Here is a 20663-nt window from a genome sequence, read left to right as displayed (position 1 = left end):
GTCACGGCACCTTGAGAAGAACGGGCAGTAACACATGAGTCTCCAGCCGGGTGACGCCCTCACATCGCACAATTTCGGCCTGCAGATCGACGGCGTGATGGTCGAGTACCTCGCCGAGGTCAGCGGCATGACGATGGAGCAGGACGTCATCACCTACCAGCAGAACACGCCGGACGGGAAGAACCACGTCCGCAACCTGCCGGGCGTGAAGAAGAACGGCACCTGCACGGTCGTCCGCGGTATGACCCAGTCCTCGTCGTTCACCCAGTGGATCAACGAGTCGATCAACGGCCAGATGACCACCGCCCGCAAGAACGCCTCCATCATCATGATGGACTTCCAGAACAACCCGGTGAAGCGCTACAACCTGCGCAACGCCTGGTGCAGCAAGATCGACACCAGCACCGTGAAGGCGGGCGAGGCGTCCGCGCTGACCGAGACGGTGACCATCACGTTCGAAGAACTGGTCATCGAGTAATGAGGCGTTCGGCCGCCAGGGCCGGGGGAGTGGGCGCGCCGCTCGCGGCAGCGGAGGCGGCGGCGCCCCCGGTCCCCCAGCAACCGGAGACACCCCGCGAGGTGCTGCGCACGGAGTTCCCGTTCCAGCTCCCGCGCGGGTACGTCGACGAGCAGGGCACCGTCCACCGCGACGGCGTGATGCGCCTGTCGACGGCGCGGGACGAGCTGATCCCGCTGCGGGACGTCCGGGTCCAGGAGAACCCCGCGTTCCTGTCGGTGGTGCTGCTGGGCCGGGTCATCACCCGCCTCGGCACGCTCCCGCTCGTGCACGACGGGATCGTGGAGAACATGTTCGCCTCCGACCTGGCGTTCCTCCAGGACTTCTACCGCCAGATCAACGCCGAGGGGCACACCCGAGCCGCGGTCAACTGCCCGCACTGCTCGGAGCCCTTCGAAGTGGAACTCGGCGGGAGCCGCCTGGGGGAATCGTGACGTACGCGACCGACCGGCTGCACGAGGAGATCGCGTACGTCGCCTACCACTTCCACTGGAACCTGGAGGACATCCTGGACCTGGAGCACGCCGACCGACGCCGCTACACGGCGGAGATCGCGTCTCTGGTGACCCGGGCCGCGGCCTCCGCAGGGGCGGAGGGCTGACGGGTGGGGCTGTGGGATCGGATGCGTGGGCGCGGACGGGGGCCGGGGGCCGACGCGTCCGGGAACGGGAACGGGAACGGGAACGGGCCTGAGGCTCCCGCGGAGGTGTCGCGGCCCGTGGTGGCGGCGGCCTGGTCCGGGCTGCCGCCGATCCAGCGTGCGCTGGGGGCGGGCGGGCCGGTCGCGGACGCCGGGTTCGGCGGCCGGTTGCCGACCTGGCAGAACCCGTCGTTCATGGGCACGCGCTCGCACGCGGTCCTGGACGGCGCGTCGAGCGCGCATCTCGCCGGTGGCGGCCTTGCTGGCGCCACGGGTGCGGGGGCCGTGTCCGGCCTGGAACGTCCGGTGCAGACACTGCCGTTGGCGGGGCCGACGGGAGCGGCGGGGCAGACGGGGCCGGCGGCCGCCCGACGCGCGTCGGTTCCGGTGGTGCCGTTGCGGGCGGTCGGGGGCGGCTCGGCGGGGTCCGCCGGGTCTGTGGAGTCCGCGAGGTCCGGTGGATCCACGCGGTCCGCCGGGGCTGTGGGCTCCGCTGGTTCGGCGGCGCCCGCGGTACAACGGGTGCCGTTGGCGGGGCGGCACGGTGGTGGTGCGGCCGCGCAGCGGCCGGGGGTGACACCAGGAGCGGTACGGAACGGGAACAGCGCGCCGAGCCCGGCGGCCCCGTCGACCGGCCGAGCCGAGGGACCGGCGCCCTCCGCGGCGAGGGCCGGGCAGCGGGCGATGCCCGATGTCCAGCGGTCGGTCACACCGACGGCCTCGGCCTCGGCTGCCGCTTCGGCGGCGGTGCCGGTGGCGTGGGCGCCACAGCCGACCCCGGTCGCTCCGGCTCCGGCCACCGGTCCGCGCGTCGCGCCGGCACCGCCCGTCCCGCCGCGCCGCAGCGCGCTGACGACGGCGCCGGCGAGCACGTCGGTGACGGCCGTGCAGCGGCGTACGCTGCCGTCGGCGCCGCGGGTGACGGCCACCGAGGGCGTGGTGCCGACGTCGGGTGAGGGTGACCGAGCCGGCGGCGAAACGACGGCGGACGGGGTCGTACAGCGGGCGGTCGAGGGCGGCGGCGGGGATCCGGTGCGGGTGAGCGGGGGCTGGTCGCGTCCGCGCGGTGACGGCCGTACCTCCTTCGAGAGCGCTCCGCGGGCTCCACGGGCCGCTGCACCGGGAGGGGCACCGTCACCCGCCGCCGTACAGCGGTCCGCGTCCGGCGCCGCACCGGCAACCGCCCGGCCGCGCCCGACGGCTCCGGGTCCGGGTCCGGCCACAGCATCCTCCGGCGGTGGCGGTGGCGCGGCCTCGGTGCCCGTGTCGCCCGAAGCCACGGCCCGTACGGCCCCCGCGTCGCCCACCTCGACCTTCCCTCCTGCCCCTGCCACGGCCCCTGCGCCACCCTCGGTGTCCGCAACGCCCGCGCCGTCCGCCGCGCTCCCTGGCAACGGCGGGCCCTCCGGCACGCCTGGCGCCGGGGCGCGGACCCCTGTGCAACGGCAGGCGGTGAGCGGAGGCCGCGCCCCGGTCTCACCGGTGGAGCCCGGCAAGCCTGTGGTGGCTCCGGAGCAGCCGTCGGGCAGCCCCGGACCCGCCCCCGTACAGCGCCGTACCGTCCAGGGGCCGTCCGCCGGGCACACACCACCGTCGGTGGAAAGGGGCCGCACGGGGGCGAGTTCGGCACCGGTACCCGGGACCGGTCCCGCGACCACCGATGCCACCGGCCCTGCGGCCACCGGCGTCACCGGCCCGGCGGCCACCGGTCCCGCAGGCGCGGCGGCCGGCGGCGTCACCGCCACGGCGGCTACCAGTACCGCAGTCACGGCGGCCACCGGCGCCGCAGGCACCGCGGCCACCGGCACCCGAGCCGTCGGCGCCGAAGCGGTCACGGACGCTCCGCCCGCCGCCGGCGCCACGCCTTCCGCCCCCCACGCCCCGGCCGTCCCGCAGAGCGCGCGAGCCTCCGGGTTCCCGGGCGCGAGCGGTGGCCGCGAGGTGTCCGTGCAGCGACGGGCGGCCGAGCGTGCGGGCGCCGCTGACGCCGTACGGGAAGCGCCCCGTCCGGCCGAGCGGGGAGCCGTACCCTCTGCCGCGCCGATGCCACCGGGCGGCCCCGGCCGCCAGGACACCGCGGCCGGCACCTCGACGGCGGCGGCAACGCCCGTACCCGCACCGGCTCATGCCCGACCCGGAGCGACGGCTCCGGGAGCCCCTCGCCCCGGCCTCGGCGCTCCGCTGTCGCGCGTGGCCGGGAGCGGTGGCCGTGAGGTGCCCGTACAGCGGCGGTCGGCGGAGGGCCCGCAGGCCCCCTCCGCTGCCGCCGTACCGGGAGCCGCCGTGCCGGATGCGCCGACACCGCCAGGCCCGCGCGGGCACGGACCCGCCCCGACGTCCCCCGGCCCGGCCACGGCGGCCGGGCCCACCCCGGTGACAGCGCTGCCCTCCGACTCCGCCTCCGCTTCCGTGCAGCGTGCCGCTGCGACCACCACCCCCGGCGCTCCCCGCCTCGGCCTCGGCGCCCCCTTGACGGGCCCGGCCGCCGCGAGGTCCGCCGGCCGTCAGACGGCGGTGCCCTCCGTGCAGCGGCAGCGAGCGGCGAGCGCCAAGTCGACTGGTTCGGCGAGCGGTACGCCGAGCGGTACGCCGAGTGGTTCTTCGGGTGACCGGTCGGCCGCCTCTTCCCGCCGGGCGCCCGAAGCGCCCCGGCCCGGACAGCGAGTGTCGGCACCGGACCTGCCGACGACCACGGCCGACCATGCCCCGTCCGCCCCGTCCGCCCCGTCCGCCCCCACTGGCCTCGCGGCGACGTCGGCGCCCTCGCTTCCCGGCCCCGTCACGACCGGCCCTTCGGCGACGGCCGCACCCTCTTCCCCGGTTCCGCCCTTCGTCCAGCGCACCGCGGCCCCCGCCGCCGCGGGCCGCCAGGCAGCCGTGCAGCGCCAGGCGCGGCCGTCGTCCCTCCCCGCGGCCGTCCCGCCTCCGGCCGGACCGACGGCACCTCTGCCCCTCTTCGTGCAGCGAGCCGCGACCGCGCCCGCAGCACCCGCCGCCCTCCCGGTCAAGCCGGCCGCCACCGCCTCCGGGCCCGCTCGCCCCGTCCCCCTGCGCCCGACCGCCCCGATCTCCGCCACCACCGCGCTCCCCGTGGCCCCCCTCGGCCGTCTCACCGTCCAGCGCGACGCTCTCACCACCGCGCTCCCCGTCGGCCACTCCGCGACCACCCTGAAAAAAGAGCCGGTCACCCACACCGCCCGCGCCGAGGCTTCCCGCACCCAGACGTCCCGGCAGCCACCGCCCCCCGACGACCCGCCGCCACCCGGGTACTCCGCGTCCGCCGCGTCCGCCGACGATCCGCCGCCCGGCTACACGGCGGTCGAGGACGGCGGTTTCGACCCCCGCGCCCTCACCGAGTTCCAGGTGGACGCCCTCGTCCACCGGATCATCGACCGGATCACCCGCCACGTCCGCACCGAACTCCGCCGCGACCGCGAACGCGTGGGAAAGCTCCGCGACTTCCGCCCCTGATCACCACGCCCGCGCACCACCGCACAGAAAGGCCTCCCGATGGATCGCCAGGACCCGGGAACCACAGTCTGGTTCAGCCTCTCCATCGACGGCGAGGACCTCGGTTACTTCAACGGGTGCGAGGGACTGTCGTCGCAGGTGGAGATCGAGCAGCGGCAGGAGGGCGGGAACAACGGGTTCGTGTGGCAGTTGCCGACCCGGGTCAGCTTCTCCCACATCCGGCTGACCCGCCCGCTCACCCCGGACACCACGAAGGTCGCGAAATGGATCTCGTCCGTGCAGACGGGGATCGAGCGGCCCACCGGGCAGATCACGGCGCTGCGCGCGGACGGCTCGGAGGTGGCCCGGTGGGGGCTGCTCGACGTACTGCCGGTGAGCTGGCAGGGACCCTCCCTGGACGCGGGCAGCCCGTCCATCGCCACGGAGGTCCTGGAGATCGCCCACCACGGCTTCACCGACTGAGCGGCCGGAGCGGACAGCGCGGCCAGAGCGAGCAGAGCGGACTGAGAGGCAGACCAGATCATGGCCAGGAGCAGCCGGGGCGCCGGCAAGAGCCTCGTACGGGCCACCCTCGCGATTCACGAACCGCCCGTGGGCACCAGCACCAGCCCGGGCGGCATCATCAAGACGTTCGGCTTCGAGTTCAACCCGGCGCAGCTGTCGATCGCCCGCCGGGCGGACTGGAAGTCGTCGGCGGCGCCGATCGAACGGGACGGCGCGCTGCCGGAGTTCCTCGGCACCCATCCGCGTGAGATGAGCGTGGAGATCTTCCTGGACAGGTCCGACGACCCGGACAGCAACGACGTGATGAAGAAGGTGGAGTCGCTGCTGGCCTGCTGCGAGGTCACCAGCAAGAGCATCGCCGCCAAGCAGCCGTCCCCGCCCTGGGTGGTCTTCCAGTGGGGGTCGTTCTCGACGGCCAACTTCACGGCGTACGTCGCCTCCGCGGACGTCTCCTACTCGCTCTTCGGGACGAGCGGGATGCCGATCCGGGCCAGCTGCCGGCTCCAGCTGCACGAGATCCCGAGCAAGACCGCGGGGCAGAACCCGACGTCCGGCGCGCTCACCGCGCAGCGCGTGCACCGGGTCGTCGCCGGGGACTCGCTGCAGTCGCTGGCCTGGCGGGAGTACGGCGACGCGGCCGCCTGGCGGGCGATCGCGGCCGCGAACGACATCGACGACCCGGGGTGGCTGCCCGCGGGGACGGAACTGGTGCTGCCGGCCGCCGAGGAGGTGCGGTCCTGATGGTGAAGCATGCTTTCTCGAACGTCATCAAGGTCGTCATCGGCGGCAAGGAGCTGACCGCCACCTCGGAGTACGGGCGGTATCTGGTCGACGCCCATGTGGACCAGGGCGTCGGGGTGCCCGCCGCCTTCCAGCTGACCTTCCGCGACCCGTCCCGCAAGCTGCTCGGCAAGCTGGGCGTCCAGTTCGGCACCCCGGTGGTGATCACGCCGGTCTCCGACGGCCAGGGCACCGGCGACCCGCTGTTCACCGGTGAGGTCACGGGGATGGAGGCCGAGTACGACGGCACCGGCAGCTACGCCGTGGTCCGGGGCTACGACTACGGGTTCCGGCTGATGCGGCAGCGCCGTGTCGTCGCGTACCGCAACCAGACCGCCTCCGACATCGCCCGCAAGCTGGCCGCGCAGGACGGTGTGCCGATCGGGCGGATCCAGGCCACCAAGACGGTCTACGAGTTCATCAGCCAGTCGAACGTCACCGACTGGGACTTCCTGTCCCGGCTCGCCGACGAGAACGAGATGGTCATGTCGGTGGACGCGGACGGCAAGTTCCAGTTCGTGAAGCCGAAGAGCGCCTCCGGGGCGCCCTCGCCGCAGACCGACGGCGACAAGAGCCCGTTCGTGCTGGAGGCCGGGCACGACATCCTGCGGCTGCGTACCGCGGTCACCGCGTCCGACCAGGTGAACAAGGTCGAGTCGCGCGGCTGGGACGTACGGACGAAGAAGACGCTCACGGCGACGGTGACCCCGGCGAGCAACACCGGCTACAGCATCGGCACCACCCCGGGCGCGGCGGCCGGCGAGTTCAAGACGTCGAAGCTGGTCGAGACGCGTACGCCGTACGACAAGCAGACCGAGGTGAAGTACGCGGCCGACGCCCTCTCCGACGACGTCACGTCGACGTTCGCCGAGGTGGAGGTGGTCGTGCGGGGCAATCCCAAGCTGCGGCCCGGGGTTCCGGTGGCCCTCGCGGACGTCGGGGACCCCTTCGAGGGGAAGTACACGGTCACCTCGGTACGGCATGTCTTCGGCGACGCCAAGCACTACGAGACCTGGGTGACCGTCAGCGGCCGTCAGTGGCGGTCGCTCTACGGCGTCGCCTCGGGCGGTGCCGGGGACGCCGGCGGCGACCGGCAGCTCAGCGTGGCGCAGGCCCTCGTCACCGACGTGCAGGACCCGCTCCAGCAGGGCAGGGTGAAGCTCAAGTTCCCGTGGCTGGACGACACCTACGTCAGCGACTGGACCCGGACCATGCAGTGGGGCGGGGTGCGCGGCGGCGGGGTCTTCCCGATGGACGTCGGGGACGAGGTGCTCGTCGCCTTCGACCGCGGCGCCCTCGACCACGCGTACGTCATCGGCGGCCTCTACAACGGCAAGGACAAGCCGACCAGGGTCAAGGACGTTCCGCTGCACGACGGCATGCGCGGCCGGGCCACCCGGCACACCGTCTCCGACCGGGTCGGCAACCGCATGGACCTGCTCGACCAGCGGGGCCGCAAACAGGGCGTCCGGCTGGCCAGCGGCGACGACAGACTGACCGTCTTCCTGGACCGGCAGAAGACCGAGATCACCGTGGACAGCAAGGGCAGCGTCTCCATCAAGGGCAGCAGGTCGGTGTCGGTCGAGGCCGGCGCCAACCTCTCGCTGAAGGCGGGGGGCGCGCTCAGCATCAGGAGCGGGGGGCCGCTGTCCCTCCAGAGCGCGGAACTCGTCGACATCAAGGCGCCCTCGGGCGCGGTCTCCGTGAACGCCGCCGCCGTGAACCTGATGGCGAACGCCGCCCTGTCGCTGCGCGGCAACGCCGCCGTCGCGATCAGCTCCCTCGCCACGGTGGGGATCCAGGCCCCCGAGGTGCCGGTCCTGGGCAACCTGATGATGGGCGGCCTGACGGTGATGGTGATCCCGGCATGAGCGGGCGCGAGGTCTTCCGGGAGAGGCGGGTGCGGGGCTGATGGCAGAGCATTTCGTCGGCTCCGGCTGGTCGTTCCCGCTGCGGATCGGCCCCACCGGCGGCATCGCCCTCGTCAGCGGCGAGAAAGAAGTGGAAGAGGCCATCCGCCTCATCCTCTCCACGGCCCCCGGGGAACGCCCGATGCGGCCGGAGTTCGGCTGCGCCATCCACGACCTCGTCTTCGCCCCCGTCAACGAGCAGACGGCCGGCCGTATCCAGCACGAGGTGCACGCCAGCCTCGACCGCTGGGAGCCCCGGATCGAGGTCGAGGACGTCGAGGTCACCACCGGCGCCGACCCGAGCGTGCTGATGATCGACGTCCGCTACTCGATCCGCGGCACCAACAACCCGCGCAGCCTGGTCTTCCCCTTCTACGTCATCCCCTCCCACGACGAGCCGGACCTGCCCCCCGCCTCCCCGGACTCCTCCGAAAGCGACCGCTGATCCCGATGGCCCTGCCCTCCCCGAACCTCGACGACCGGCGCTTCCAGCAGTTCGTCGACGACGCCAAGCGTTACATCCAGCAGCGCGCCCCGGAGTGGACCGACCACAACGTCTCCGACCCCGGCATCACGCTGGTGGAGACGGTCGCGCACATGGCCGACCAGATCGTGTACCGCCTCAACCGGGTCCCGGAGAAGAACCACCTCGCCTTCCTGGACCTGGTCGGGATCACGCTGTTCCCGCCGTCGGCGGCCCGTACGGACGTGACGTTCTGGCTGTCGGCGGCCCAGGAGGAACCGGTTCCGGTGCCGGTCGGCACCGAGGTGGCGACCCGCCGTACCGAGACACAGGAGGCGGTGGTCTTCGCGACCGAGCGCGAACTGACCATCGTGCCGAGCGAGTTGCGGCACCTGCTGCGGCAGCAGCAGGGCTCGGCCGTCGTCGACCTCACCCACGACCTCGCCGAGGGCAAGGACCTGTTGTGCTTCACCGAGTCCCCGAACCCCGGTGACTGCATGCTGCTCGGCCTCTCCGCCGCCGTCCCGCACTGCGCGGTCGCCCTGGACCTGGACAGCCGGGTCGACGGTGTCGGCGTGGACCCGCGGCAGCCCCCGCTGGTGTGGGAGGCGTGGACGGAGGACGGCTGGCGGGAGTGCGAGGTCGACCGGGACGGCACCGGCGGCCTCAACCGCCCCGGCGAGGTCGTGCTGCACGTCCCCGGCGGTCACGTGCTGTCCCGCAACGGCGGCCTGGAGGCCAGCTGGCTGCGGTGCCGGGTCACCGAACCGCACGCCGACCAGCCCTTCTACACCACCTCCCCGACGGTCCGGTTCGTCGAGGCCTGCACGGTGGGCGGCACGACCGCGGCCGTCCACGCGGAGACCGTCGAGGACGAGGCGCTCGGCGAGTCCACCGGCCTGCCCGGCCAGCGCCTGCGGCTCGCCCACGCCCCCGTCGTCGGGGACAGCCCGCCGCTCCTCCTACAGACCGCCGAGCACGACGGCGAGGGCGGCTGGGCGGACTGGCAGGTCGTCCCGCACTTCGCGGCCTCCGGACCGGACGACCGGCACATCACCCTCGACGCGACGACCGGCGAGATCGCCTTCGGCCCCGCGGTCCGCGAACCGGACGGCTCGTTGCGCCAGTACGGCACGGTGGCCCCGAAGGGCGCGGTCATCCGGGCCCGCCGCTACCGCACCGGCGGGGGCCGGGCCGGCAACGTGGCCCGGGGCGCCGTACAGATCCTGCGCTCCTCCATCCCGTACGTGGCGGAGGTCGTCAACCGGGAGGCCGCACGCGGCGGAGTGGACGGCGAGACGGTCGCCGAGGCGAAGGTGCGCGCCCCGATCACGCTGCGCGCCCAGGAGCGGGCGGTGACCCTGCGCGACTACGAGGAGCTGGCCCGCCGCGCCGCGCCCGAGACGGCCCGGATCACCTGCCTGGAGGGCGAGGAGGGCGAGCACGGGGCGTACGCGGTACGGGTGCTGGTGGTGCCGCAGGCCGTGTCCGACCCGGGCGGCCGGCTCCGTTTCGAGCAACTCGTGCCCGGCGACGCCCTGCTGGACCGCATCACCCGCTATCTGGACGAACGGCGGCTGATCGGCACCCGGCTGGCGGTCGGCCCGCCCTTCTACCAGGGCGTCACGGTCGTCGCCACCGTGCACGCCTTCCGTGGCGTGGACGTCGACCGGGTCCGCCGCCAGGCCCACGACGCCCTCTACCGCCACCTGGACCCGCTGACCGGCGGCGCGGACGGCAAGGGCTGGCCGTTCGGGCGCCCGGTGCAGGCCGGTGAGGTCTTCGCGGTGCTACAGCGTGTTCCCGGCATCGAGCTCGTCGACGAGGTGGTCCTGCACCCCGCCGACCCGCTCACCGGCAAGCGCGGCGACCCGACCGACCGTATCGACCTGGACGCCCCTTCCCTGGTCTTCTCCTACGACCACCGGGTCCGGGTGATCGGCGAATGACCGTCAACGACCCGACCGGAGGCGTCCGTTGAGAGGTTCCATCGACGGCCTCGGATCCTCCGTCCCGATCGGCCCGATGCTGCCCGCGGTCTTCGCCGACGACGACCTCGCGCTGCGCTTCGTCGCCGGACTGGACGACGTGATCGCGCCGATCCCGAACGTCCTCGACTGCCTGCCCAGCTACTTCGACCCGGCCCTGGCCCCCCTGGACTTCGCCGAGTGGCTCGGCAACTGGGTCGGCGCCGAGACCGACGGCACCGAATCGGAGCCCCTGCTACGGGCGGCCGTGGCCGCGGCCGCCTACCTGCACCGCTTCCGGGGCACCCCCTGGGGCCTGTCCGAGGCGGTCCGCCTGGCCTTCGGCGTGACACCGGAGATCACGGAGAGCGGCGGCACCGACTGGAGCGCCCGCCCGCTGGGCCCCTTCCCCGGCGAACCCCGCCCCCGCCTGCACGTCCACCTCACGCTCCCCTCCCCCACCCCGGCCGACGAGGTCCGCCTGGAACACCTCGTGGCCGCCGCCCGCCCCGCTCACATGCCCTACACGGTCCAGGTGACCGCGTCCGCCGAAAGGACCCCGCAGCGATGACGACCAACCGGAACTGCACAGAGTGCGGCACGGTCGCGGAACCGGGCCGGTCATTCTGCGACGCGTGCGGCGCGGTCCTGAGCTGGGCGGCCGACAAGGATGAGCCCCCCCAGCAGCCGCCCGCCCCCACCTCCGGTGCCGGCCCCGCCTGGGACGCCTTCACCCGCAGGGACGGCGGCACCGGCCTGCCCCCACGGGACACACGGGCCACGACAACGACAACCCCGGCCGACCCCCACGGCCCCCACCAGGAACCGGCGCCGGCAGCGCGTCTTCAGGGACGCGGGGACGTGTCGGACACGGCCACCACGGCGCCCTTTCAGGGCCACGGAGACGTGCCGGAGGCGGCGCCGGCAGCGGGTCTTCGGGGGCGCGGGGACGTGTCGGACACGGCCACGACGGCGCCTTTTCAGGGGCGCGGGGACGTGCCGGAGGCGGCGCCGGCAGCGGGTCGTCGGGGGCGCGGGGACGTGTCGGACACGGCCACGACGGCGCCTTTTCAGGGCCACGGGAACGGGTCGGATCCGGCGACGGCAGCGCCCCGTCAGGGCCACGGGAACGTGTCGGATCCGGGTACGGCAGCGCCCCGTCAGAGCCACGGGGACCTGTCAGGGGCGGCCACGGCAGCGCCCCGTCAGGGGCGCGGGGAACTGCGCGACCAGCCCTCACCCACCGCCACCTCACCCACCGCCGAAACCACCCCCATCCCCACCCCCCGCCCCCCGGCAGACGAAGACCACGACCGAGCCCGCCGCCTCCTCATCCCCGTAGGCGACCCGGAACCGGCCCCCGCACCCCCCACCGTCGCCCCCGTCCTCCCCGGCCGCCCCACCCCCCAACGCCCCGCCTCCGTCCGCGCCCCCGGCGAAGACCTCGGCGCCCACGGCGGCACCCCCTGCCCCTGGTGCGCCACCCCCAACCGCCCCGACCGCCACTTCTGCACCCGCTGCGCCATGCCCATGGCCGGCCACCCCGGCACCGCCGCCTCGGCCCACCGCCCCTGGTGGCGCCGTATCTTCGACTTCCGCAACAGAGAGACCCCCTGGGCAGGCGACCGCCCCCGCCTCCGCCGCACCTTCGACCGCGTGCTCACCTGGATCGTGGTCGCCCTCGTCCTCACCGGCGTCACGGTCCTGGCGGTCAACACGCCGAAGGCGATCAGCGCCACCCGTGACCACTTCGCCAAGCGAGCCCAGGTCTCCCCGGACAGTTACCGCGCCTCCCGCTCGTACGCGGGCCACAAGCCGGACCTGGTCTTCGACAAGCTGAACAACACGTGGTGGGGCCCGGGCGTGACCCAGGCCGGCGAGGGCGAGTGGATCGAGGCGCACTTCGACGAGCCGACCCGCCTCCTGAACGTCGTCATCACCTCCGGCGAGTCGACCCACAACGACCAGCTGAAGAAGTCGGCCCTGCCGCACCGCATGACGGCGACCATCAAGACCGCCGACGGCAAGACCGAGACCCGCGAGATCACCCTCGACCAGACGGCCGGCGGCCAGACCCGCGACTTCCGCGCGGCGGACGTCGTCTCCGTCCGCTTCACGATCGAGTCGTCGTACCAGGCGTCGGCCGACACCCAGGTGGCCATCGCCGAGATCGAGTTCTTCGGCCCGTCGAGCGCGAACTCATAGCGACGGCGGCGGCCGGCGCGGCGCCCCACAGGAACCTCAGGGCCCCGCGCGCTGCCGTCGTGATGCCGGGTGTCACCGTGTCGCCGTGTACCACAGCGTCATCGGATCCCAGAGTGTCGTCGGGTTCCACTGGTTCACCGGGGCCTCCTGGGGTGTCGGGTCCTGCTGGGGTCTCACCGGTCGGCCGGGCGACGGCGGCACACTCGTGGCCGGGGCCGGGGCCGGGGCCGGGGCGCTCGTGGCCGGGGTGGCCGGGACGCTCGGGGTCGTGGCGCTCGGGGCGGGCGGGACGCTCGGGGTCGTGGCGCTCGGCGTCGGGCGGGCGTGTTCCGGGGCCGGCTTTCCCGGTACGTCCACGCCGTGGTGCCGCAGCCACGGCAGCGGCGGCACCGCGGAACCCATGCGCGGGGTGGTGCGCACCTCGAAGTGGAGGTGGGGGCCGTCCGCGTTGCCGGTCGCGCCCGCCGTGCCGACGCGCTGGCCCGCCGAGACGCGCTGGCCGGGCCGGACGTCGATGGCGGACAGGTGGGCGTACTGGGTGTAGTAGCCGTCGGGATGGATTAACACGACCTGGTTGCCGAAGCCGTCGCCGCAGGTCGCGGTCACGACGCGGCCGGGTCCGACGGCGTACACGGGCGTGCCGGCGTCGACGGCGAAGTCCTGGCCGGTGTGCCGGTGTTTCCAGCGATGGCCCTTGGCGGCGTAACGGGCGGAGAGCCGGTAGTGGACCGTGGGCGCGGTCCATTGGTCGGTGTGGTCGGTGTGATCGGCGCGACGGCTGCCCGTGCCGCGGCCGGTGCCGTCGATGCGGTCGGTGCCGTGTCCGCGGGTGGTGGGTGGCGGGGTGCTGCGCGGGCCGAAGGCGCAATGGGCCGGGCGCTGGGCGGCCTTGGCGGGCGTGGTGAGGAACGCGCCGGTCAGGAGGAGCATCAGCGCGGCGGTGAGGAGCCGCAGATTATCCGTTCGCATCTTCGGATCCTCTGACGACCGGCTCGCCGAGAGGCGGCCCCACGCGCCCGGCCCCGCGACTTTCGCCTGTTCGGATGATCGGCATCGGCCCTGGCACCGGCGCGGCGCGGCCCGGCGCTCGGCGCGGCCGGCGAGGCCGGTTCCGCCGGACTCGTCCAGGCCGGGGTGGTCCGGAACTGAACGCCCGCCCGCCGGCCACCCGTACCTCCGGGCACAGCAGGCGTCCGCAGAACGGAGTCCCCCCGTGAACGCATCCGCAGCCATCGGCGTGACCGGCCTGGGCGTGATGGGCCGCAACCTGGCCCGGAACTTCGCCCGGCACGGCTACCCGGTCGCCGTCCACAACCGCACGCCCGCCCGCACGCGTGCGCTGATCGAGGAGTACGGCGGCGAGGGCGACTTCGTCGGCGCCGAGAGCGCGGCCGAGTTCGTGGGCGCCCTCGAACGGCCCCGCCGCATCATGATCATGGTCCAGGCGGGCGCCGCCACCGACGCCGTCATCGACGAGTTCGTGCCGCTTCTCGAACCCGGTGACATCGTCATCGACGGCGGCAACGCCCACTTCGCCGACACCCGGCGCCGCGAGGCCGCGCTGCGTGAGAAGGGCCTGCACTTCGTCGGGGTGGGCGTCTCCGGCGGCGAGGAGGGCGCGCTGCACGGGCCGTCCATCATGCCGGGCGGGTCCGCGGAGTCGTACGCGGTGCTCGGGCCGATGTTCGAGGACATCGCCGCGAAGGTGGGCGGCGAGCCGTGCGCCACGCACGTCGGCGCGGACGGCGCCGGGCACTTCGTGAAGATGGTCCACAACGGCATCGAGTACGCCGACATGCAGCTCATCGCGGAGGCCTACGACCTGCTGCGCCAGGTCGGCGGGTACGCGCCGGCCGAGATCGCCGACGTCTTCCGGGAGTGGAACGGCGGCCGTCTCGGCTCCTACCTCATCGAGATCACGGCGGAGGTCCTCTCGCACGTCGACGCCGGCACCGGCGCCCCCTTCGTCGACATCGTCACCGACGCGGCCGGCCAGAAGGGCACCGGGCGCTGGACCGTGCAGACCGCGCTGGACCTGGCCTCCCCGGTCACCGCGATCGCCCAGGCGACGTTCGCCCGCGCCGCCTCCGGCCGCCGTGAACTGCGCGCCGCCTACGCCGGGATGCCCGGCGGCACCACGCCTCCGCTCAGCGCCACCGAGGCCGACCGCTTCGCCTCCCGCGTCGAACACGCCCTGTACGCCTCGAAGGTCATCGCCTACGACCAGGGCTGGACGATGATCCAGGACGCGGCCGCCGAGTACGGTTGGAAGATCGACCTCGGCGCGGTGGCGCGGATCTGGCGGGGCGGCTGCATCATCCGCGCGTCCTTCCTGGACCGGATCCGCGCGGCCTACCGGGCCGACCCGGACCTCGTCAGCCTGCTCGCCGAGGCGGAGTTCGCGAAGGAGATCGCCGACGCGCAGGTGCCGTGGCGGGAGACGGTCGCGTCCGCGGCCCGCCGGGGCATTCCCGTCCCCGCGTTCTCGGCGGCCCTCGCCCACTACGACACGCTCCGCGCCGACCGGCTCCCCGCGGCCCTCCTCCAGGGCCAGCGCGACTACTTCGGCGCCCACACGTACGGCCGCGTCGACCGCGCGGGCGCCTTCCACACCCACTGGGCGACCGAGGGGCGACCTGAAACCGAGGGCTGAGCAGGTTTTCAGGGGCGTCCTGAAACCGAGGGCTGAGCAGGTTTTCAGGGGCGTCCTGAAACCGAGGGCTGAGCAGGTTTTTGGGGCGCCCCGTAACAGAGGGCTGAGCAGGTTTTCAGGGGCGCGGGGAACTGCGCGACCAGCCACATCGGACCCGCAGCGGGGGCGGTGGCACGACCGGGAGTGCCGCGCAACGCCGTCAGCGGTCCGACGCTTCGTCGTGGCTGGTCGCGCCCACGCGGCGGTAGCCGCAAATCAAATGCAGCCCCGCGCCCCTGACGGGGCGCAGTCAGACCTCGTCAGACACCCATCCGGACCGCCTCCGCCGGCGGCACCCGCAGCGCCCTTCGCGTCGGCAGCTCGATCGTCACGTACGCCGTGACGATCACTGTCACCGCCGCCGCCGGCAGCAGCCACACCGGCCCCGCCGGCCAGGGGCGGTCCAGGAAGCCCACGCCCAGCAGCGCCAGCGGCAGCGCGGACAGGAGCAGGCCCGAGACCAGGGCCGTCACCGCGATCACCCCGGCCTCCCGGCGCATCATCGCCAGGATCTGCCTCGGCGTCGTACCGGTCAGCCGCAGCGCGGCGATCTCCGTGCGGCGCTGGGCCGTCGCCGCGACCAGGCGGTTGGCGATGCTGAGCAGGAGATAGCCGAGCAGGACGACGACGACGGCGAGGTTCACCCACACCTCGGGCGGGGTGTCCGCGCCCGCCTGAGCGGCCGTGTCCGACAGGGCGAGGCCGGGGCGGGCGGCGGTCAGGGCCGTGAGACCGCGTTCGGCCGTGGCCGTGCCGTCGGTGCGGACGAGGACGCTCTGGTCGAGGCCGGACGTGGTGTGCCCGGCGGCCAGGTCGTGGGAGAGGACGACCGGACCGAAGCCGAGCCCGCGGTCGTAGACGGCCACCACCTTCGCCTCGACGGGTGCGCCGTCGCCGAGGAACAGCTTGATACGGGCGCCCGGCCGGGCATCGCGCGGACCCGCCACCTCGTCGCTCACGGCGACCGTGGCGCCGGTCAGTCCGGCCAGGCTGCCCTGGCTCATGCCGAGGTCGAGGACGTCCCGCGCGGCGGGGGTGAGGATCAGCGCGGCGGCGGACTCGGTCTCGGTGTCGCCGAACATGCGGTACGGCCAGACGACGGTGGTCGTGCCGACGGGGGCCGCCGCCCGTACCCCGGGCAGCCGTCGTACCGCGGGGAGGGTGTCCGCCGGAAGCCCGCCGAGGGCGGCCGCGGTCAGCCGGTACTGGCCGAGTGTCCCGGTGCGGGTGTCGTCGGTGGTCGCGGCCAGCACGGTGGTCTGCGCGAGGGTGTACGTCAGCACGAACACCACCGCCATGGCGAGCGGACTGATCACCCCGGTGACGCGCTGCGCGTACGCCCGGACGTTGGACATGGCCAGCCAGGTCGCCGCGGACACCCCGGGACGCAGCCGTCGTAGGGCCGCTTCCCCCGCCGTCCGGACCAGCGCTGGTCCGGCCAGGGCCAGGCCGATCGAGGCGAGGATGCCCGCGATGGAGGTGGCGGAGGCACCGATCGCGGTGCGCTGCAGGAGCGGGGTGCCGGACAGGACACCGGAGGCGGCCATCAGGAGCAGGCCCGCGACCGTGCGGGGGCGGGAGGGGATGCGGGGCTCGCTGCGGGACTCGGTGACCGCCTCGGTGGCCGGCATCCTCGAAGTGCGCCAGGCCGCGCAGCGGGCCGCGATCCGGACGGCCGGGATGAGGAGGAGCACGGTGGCGAGAGCAGGGAACGGGCTGAAGGTGAGGGGGAGCCGGGCGGGCAGGACGTCCCGGTGGACGAGCAGGGTGCGGAAGCGGTCGGCGAGCAGGTAGCCGAGGGCGATGCCCGGGATCAGGGCCACGGCGGCCACGGCCGTCGACTGGGCCGCCGCCAGCCGCCGGATCTGCCGTGGGGTCGCGCCGACGGCCCGCATCAGCGCCAGGTCGCGGCGCTGCCCGGCGATCGCCACCCCCAGCGCGCCGGTCGTCACGAACCCGGTGATCAGCAGGACGATTCCGGCGAGGGAGCCGGAGAGGAGGACGAGGAGGGAGCGCGCGGATCCGGCGCCGGGGGCCACCGCCGTACCCCGGCCGGCTCCGGTGAGGACCTGCAGACCGGTTCCGGCGACGGCGGCGCGCACCGCCGAGGCGACCTGGCCGGTGGCGCCGGGCCGGGTGCGGAGGCCTATGAGGTCGACGGTGCCGGCGCGGGTGGCGCCGGCCGGGGCGCCGGCCGTCTTCGTGCGGGTGCGGGCCGCCAGTTCCGCCGCCCTGACGTCCGTGAAGTAGATGCCCGCGTCCGGGGAGTGCACCAGGGCCGAGACGCGGTAGGCCGTGGCCGCGCGGCCGTTCGCGGTGACGCGCACCCGGTCGCCCACGGACAGGCCGGTCGTCGCGGCCACCGCCACCTCGGCGGGCGCGGACGGGGCCCGGCCCTCGACGCGGGCGCCGTCGGCGAGCAGCTTCGCCGAGGACCAGCCGTGCCCGGCCGCCGCCGGGTCCGCACCGGTCACCGGGGACAGGCGGCCGTGCGGGTCCGTCACGGCGGCCGGGAAGCCGACGTCGCCGACCGCGAGGGTGACACCGGGCAGCTTTGCCAGGCGGGCGGTGAGACCGGCCGGGACGACGGCGCGTTCGGGCAGCGCGATCGGCAGATCGCCTGAGACGTGGTACTCCTGGTCGGCGGCGACCACGACGTCCGCGCCGCCGAGGCGGCCCGGTGGCAGCTGGGAGCGGAGCCCGGACTCGGCCAGTACGCCGGTGGCGGTGATCAGGGCGGCGCCGCCCAGGACCGCGCAGGCCACGGCGAGCAGAGCGGCGATCCGGTGCGCGGCCATCCGCAGGGCGAGTCGGAACATGGCTAGCGGTCTCCCAACGTGGCGAGTCGGGCGGCCAGTCGGCTCGCCACCGGGTTGCGCAGGGTCTCGACGACCCGGCCGTCGGCCATCACCAGCGCGGTGTGCGCGCGGGCCGCGGCGGCCGGGTCGTGGGTGACCATCACGACCGTCTGGCCGAGGTCGTCGACGAGGGCCCGGAGCAGGTCGAGGACCTGGTGGGCGCTGCGCAGATCGAGGGCGCCGGTCGGCTCGTCGGCGAACACCACCGCCGGGTGGGCGGCCAACGCCCGTACCAGAGCGGCGCGTTGCTGCTGGCCGCCGGAGAGTTCGGCGGGGCGGTGGGGGAGGCGGTCGGAGAGACCGACCCGTTCGACCAGGGTGTGGATCCAGTCCCGGTCGGGGCGGCGGCCGGCCAGCCGCAGCGGCAGCGTGATGTTGTCCTCGACGGAGAGGGACGGGATCAGGTTGTAGGCCTGGAAGACGAACCCGACGTGCTCCCGGCGCAGTTCGGTGCGCCTGGCCTCGTTCAGGCCGGTGATCTCCCGGCCGTCGATGCGGATACTGCCCGACGTCGGCGTGTCCAGGCCCGCCGCGCAGTGCATCAGCGTGCTCTTGCCGGAGCCCGAGGGGCCCATCACGGCGAGGAAGGTGCCGTGTTCCACGGTGAGCGACACATCTTCCAGGGCCCGTACCCCGCCCGCGTACGTCTTGCCGACGCCCGCGAGCGCGATGGCCGGGGCCCGGCGGGCGGTGTCCGTCGCGGTCGCGCTCATCGGCGGCCGCGCAGCCTACGTACGACCAGGGTGCCCGCGCTGAACAGGGTCACCACCCCGCAGGCCACGTTGACCCAGGGGGCGGCACCGCCGTACGAGGTCGCCATGTTGGCGGCGGCGCTCAGAACGAGCAGGGCCCAGAGCAGGGTGCGGGTGAGGTCCACGCCGCCGGTTCCGGCGCCTCGGCTGTCGGCGGGCGGTGTGCCGGTGAGTCGGTACGGGTCGGGGTGGGCCACGGGGACCTCCTGCTTGGAGCCGACGTTCTGGGTACGGGCCCCGACGCTACGGACCGTGACGCTCCGCGGCCGATCCCGCGTACCGCCGGATCGCAGGTACAGCAGGCTGTACTTTCCGCGGCTCGGGGGTCCGGCCGACTGTCGTACGCCCTAGGGTCGTCGGTGTGGAGGGGAGGGCTGCCGATGGCTGGCACCGGCACCCGGCCGGACCGCGCGCACGAGGGCGGGAGCGACGGCGGGAGCGAGGACCGGAGCGAAGACGCGGGCGCGTTCGGGCGGGAGGGTCTGAAGACCGTCACCGGGCGGACGGTGCGGGCCGCCGGCGGGGCGGTCGCGGAGCTCGTCGGCGGACTCGGTACGGCCGCCATGGCCCTCGCCCTGCTCCTGTCGCTCGTGGCCGCCGCGGTGACCGCGCCGCTGGGCGCCGGGCTCCTCCTGGCGCCGCTGTTGCTCCGCGCGCTGCACGCCCTGGCCGGCCGGGAACGCGAACGGCTCGGCCGGCGCGGCCCCGACGTGGTCGCCCCGGATCCGGCCCCGCCGACCCGGCTGCGGCCGGCCCTCGCCGATCCCACCACCCGGCGGGAACTGGACTGGCTGGCCCGGCACGGCACCGCGGGACTGCTGTTGGGCCTGGCCGGACTCCTGCTGCCGCTGTCCGGCGTACGGGACACGGCGTTCCCGCTGTACTGGCGGTTCACGCCCGTGGACACCACCGCCACCTCCTTCGGCTACGGCATCGCGCACTCCTGGGCGGACGCCTTCGCCGTCTGCGCGTTCGGGATCGGGGCGACCGCCGTCACCCTGGGCCTGACCCCCGGCATGGCCCGGCTCCAGGCGGCTCCCGGACGGCGGCTGCTCGCCGCCGGACCCGACCAGGACCTCTCGCTGCGGGTCGCGGAACTCACCGCCACCCGGGCCGCCGCGCTCGACGCCCACGCCACCGAACTGCGGCGCATCGAGCGGGCGTTGCACGACGGTACGCAGAACCGGCTGGTGTCGGTCACCGTGCTGCTCGGCGCCGCCCGCCGCCAGGTGGCGCGCGATCCGTCCCGCGCCGACGAGATCCTGGAGCGCGCCCAGTCCGCCGCCGAGCAGGCGCTGGCCGACCTGCGCACGGTCTCGCGGAGCATCCTGCCGCCGGTCCTGGACGACCGGGGGCTCGCGGGCGCGCTGTCCGGCCTCGCCGCCGACTGCCCGGTGCCCTGCCGGATCGACGTGGACGCCCCCGAACGCTGTGCCGCCTCCGTCGAGGCGACCGCCTACTTCGTCGTCGCCGAGGCCCTGACCAACGTGGCCAAGCACAGCGGCGCCCGGACGGTCACCGTGACCGTCCGGGCCCGGGGCGGCCGGCTGCGCCTCACCGTCGCCGACGACGGCCGGGGCGGCGCCGAGGAGACCGACGGCTCCGGGCTGGGCGGCATCCGCCGCCGGCTAGCGGCCCACGACGGCACCCTCCGCCTGGCCAGCCCGCCCGGCGGCCCGACAACTCTGGAAGTGGACCTGCCCAGTGGATCGTGAAGCACCTGCCCACGGCGGAGCACCTGCGCACGGCGGAGCACCTGCGCACGGCCGAGGACCTGCGCACGGCCGAGGACCTGCACGGCCAGGCGCGGCGGCACCCGGCGCGGAAAAACCACCGCGAAACGCGGCGGCACCCGGCGACGTGCGGGCGGCAGGCGGGGTAGAGGCGCCCGACGACGACGCCCC

At 74.5% G+C, this 20663-nt stretch carries 18 protein-coding genes and 1 pseudogene; 14 read left to right on the top strand and 5 right to left on the bottom strand.

Features of this window, described 5'->3' with window-relative positions; translation table 11 throughout:
* The first annotated feature begins 34 nt into the window (after positions 1-34).
* Genes AB0P24_RS10885 through AB0P24_RS10875 form a run of 3 tightly spaced genes read left to right on the top strand, consistent with a single transcriptional unit; the run spans position 35 to position 1118 of the window.
* Positions 35-478 (top strand): phage tail protein, encoded by a 444-nt coding sequence (locus tag AB0P24_RS10885; protein ID WP_365792379.1) that lies wholly within the window; start codon positions 35-37, stop codon positions 476-478.
* Positions 478-951 carry a hypothetical protein gene (locus tag AB0P24_RS10880; RefSeq protein ID WP_365792377.1) on the top strand — a complete coding sequence of 158 codons (474 nt, stop codon included), beginning with the start codon at positions 478-480 and terminating at the stop codon, positions 949-951. Before AB0P24_RS10885 ends, AB0P24_RS10880 begins: the two co-directional genes overlap by 1 nt.
* Positions 948-1118, top strand: coding sequence for a DUF6760 family protein (locus AB0P24_RS10875; protein WP_089100305.1), 171 nt, complete (start codon positions 948-950; stop codon positions 1116-1118). The genes AB0P24_RS10880 and AB0P24_RS10875 overlap by 4 nt, the downstream gene beginning before the upstream one ends.
* Here the strand turns inward: AB0P24_RS10875 and AB0P24_RS10870 are convergent.
* Complete coding sequence (locus tag AB0P24_RS10870) at positions 1055-2086, bottom strand: hypothetical protein (protein ID WP_365792375.1); 1032 nt, start codon at positions 2084-2086, stop codon at positions 1055-1057. The genes AB0P24_RS10875 and AB0P24_RS10870 overlap by 64 nt on opposite strands.
* A 1735-nt stretch (positions 2087-3821) precedes the next feature.
* On the opposite strand from AB0P24_RS10870, the gene AB0P24_RS10865 reads away from it, so the two are divergent.
* Genes AB0P24_RS10865 through AB0P24_RS10830 form a run of 8 tightly spaced genes read left to right on the top strand, consistent with a single transcriptional unit; the run spans position 3822 to position 12457 of the window.
* On the top strand, positions 3822-4628 hold the full coding sequence (locus AB0P24_RS10865) for a hypothetical protein (RefSeq protein WP_365792373.1): 807 nt from the start codon (positions 3822-3824) through the stop codon (positions 4626-4628).
* Between the two features lie 39 nt (positions 4629-4667).
* The gene (locus AB0P24_RS10860; protein WP_365792371.1) at positions 4668-5090 is read left to right on the top strand and encodes a phage tail protein; all 423 of its coding nucleotides are present in this window, start codon (positions 4668-4670) and stop codon (positions 5088-5090) included.
* 60 nt (positions 5091-5150) lie between these two features.
* Positions 5151-5873: a tail protein X gene (locus AB0P24_RS10855; RefSeq protein WP_234543889.1), complete on the top strand. Its 723-nt coding sequence runs from the start codon at positions 5151-5153 to the stop codon at positions 5871-5873.
* On the top strand, positions 5873-7783 hold the full coding sequence (locus AB0P24_RS10850) for a VgrG-related protein (protein WP_365792369.1): 1911 nt from the start codon (positions 5873-5875) through the stop codon (positions 7781-7783). The genes AB0P24_RS10855 and AB0P24_RS10850 overlap by 1 nt, the downstream gene beginning before the upstream one ends.
* 40 nt (positions 7784-7823) lie before the next feature.
* Positions 7824-8267 carry a GPW/gp25 family protein gene (locus AB0P24_RS10845; protein WP_365792367.1) on the top strand — a complete coding sequence of 148 codons (444 nt, stop codon included), beginning with the start codon at positions 7824-7826 and terminating at the stop codon, positions 8265-8267.
* Between the two features lie 5 nt (positions 8268-8272).
* Positions 8273-10234, top strand: coding sequence for a putative baseplate assembly protein (locus tag AB0P24_RS10840; protein ID WP_365792365.1), 1962 nt, complete (start codon positions 8273-8275; stop codon positions 10232-10234).
* A 28-nt stretch (positions 10235-10262) separates the two neighbouring features.
* Positions 10263-10823, top strand: a complete 561-nt coding sequence (locus tag AB0P24_RS10835) for a phage tail protein (protein WP_365792363.1) — start codon at positions 10263-10265, stop codon at positions 10821-10823.
* Entirely contained in the window at positions 10820-12457 is a 1638-nt protein-coding gene (locus AB0P24_RS10830) for a zinc ribbon domain-containing protein (RefSeq protein ID WP_365792361.1), read from the top strand. The genes AB0P24_RS10835 and AB0P24_RS10830 overlap by 4 nt, the downstream gene beginning before the upstream one ends.
* Positions 12458-12811: 354 nt before the next feature.
* Here AB0P24_RS10830 and AB0P24_RS10825 read toward each other — a convergent pair.
* Positions 12812-13180: pseudogene (locus AB0P24_RS10825) on the bottom strand (M23 family metallopeptidase); the annotation flags it as partial.
* Positions 13181-13670: 490 nt separating this feature from the next.
* Here AB0P24_RS10825 and gndA point away from each other — a divergent pair.
* Positions 13671-15110 (top strand): NADP-dependent phosphogluconate dehydrogenase, encoded by a 1440-nt coding sequence (gndA, locus tag AB0P24_RS10820; protein WP_365792359.1) that lies wholly within the window; start codon positions 13671-13673, stop codon positions 15108-15110.
* A gap of 299 nt (positions 15111-15409) precedes the next feature.
* On the opposite strand, the gene AB0P24_RS10815 is transcribed toward gndA, so the two are convergent.
* From AB0P24_RS10815 to AB0P24_RS10805, 3 genes are read right to left on the bottom strand one after another with little or no spacing between them, the layout of a single operon-like run.
* A complete protein-coding gene (locus AB0P24_RS10815; RefSeq protein WP_365792357.1) occupies positions 15410-17968 on the bottom strand; it encodes an ABC transporter permease in 2559 nt (852 codons plus the stop codon).
* A 2-nt stretch (positions 17969-17970) separates the two neighbouring features.
* Positions 17971-18720, bottom strand: a complete 750-nt coding sequence (locus AB0P24_RS10810) for an ABC transporter ATP-binding protein (protein WP_365792355.1) — start codon at positions 18718-18720, stop codon at positions 17971-17973.
* On the bottom strand, positions 18717-18956 hold the full coding sequence (locus AB0P24_RS10805; RefSeq protein WP_365792353.1) for a hypothetical protein: 240 nt from the start codon (positions 18954-18956) through the stop codon (positions 18717-18719). Before AB0P24_RS10805 ends, AB0P24_RS10810 begins: the two co-directional genes overlap by 4 nt.
* Positions 18957-19139: 183 nt before the next feature.
* On the opposite strand from AB0P24_RS10805, the gene AB0P24_RS10800 reads away from it, so the two are divergent.
* A complete protein-coding gene (locus AB0P24_RS10800; protein WP_365792351.1) occupies positions 19140-20474 on the top strand; it encodes a sensor histidine kinase in 1335 nt (444 codons plus the stop codon).
* Positions 20471-20641 carry a hypothetical protein gene (locus AB0P24_RS10795; RefSeq protein WP_365792349.1) on the top strand — a complete coding sequence of 57 codons (171 nt, stop codon included), beginning with the start codon at positions 20471-20473 and terminating at the stop codon, positions 20639-20641. The genes AB0P24_RS10800 and AB0P24_RS10795 overlap by 4 nt, the downstream gene beginning before the upstream one ends.
* Positions 20642-20663: the final 22 nt, after the last annotated feature.

Source organism: Streptomyces sp. NPDC086519, from assembly GCF_040686075.1.
In the GTDB taxonomy this organism is placed as follows: Bacteria; Actinomycetota; Actinomycetes; order Streptomycetales; family Streptomycetaceae; genus Streptomyces; species Streptomyces shenzhenensis.
This window is presented reverse-complemented; position numbering and strand designations above follow the sequence as displayed.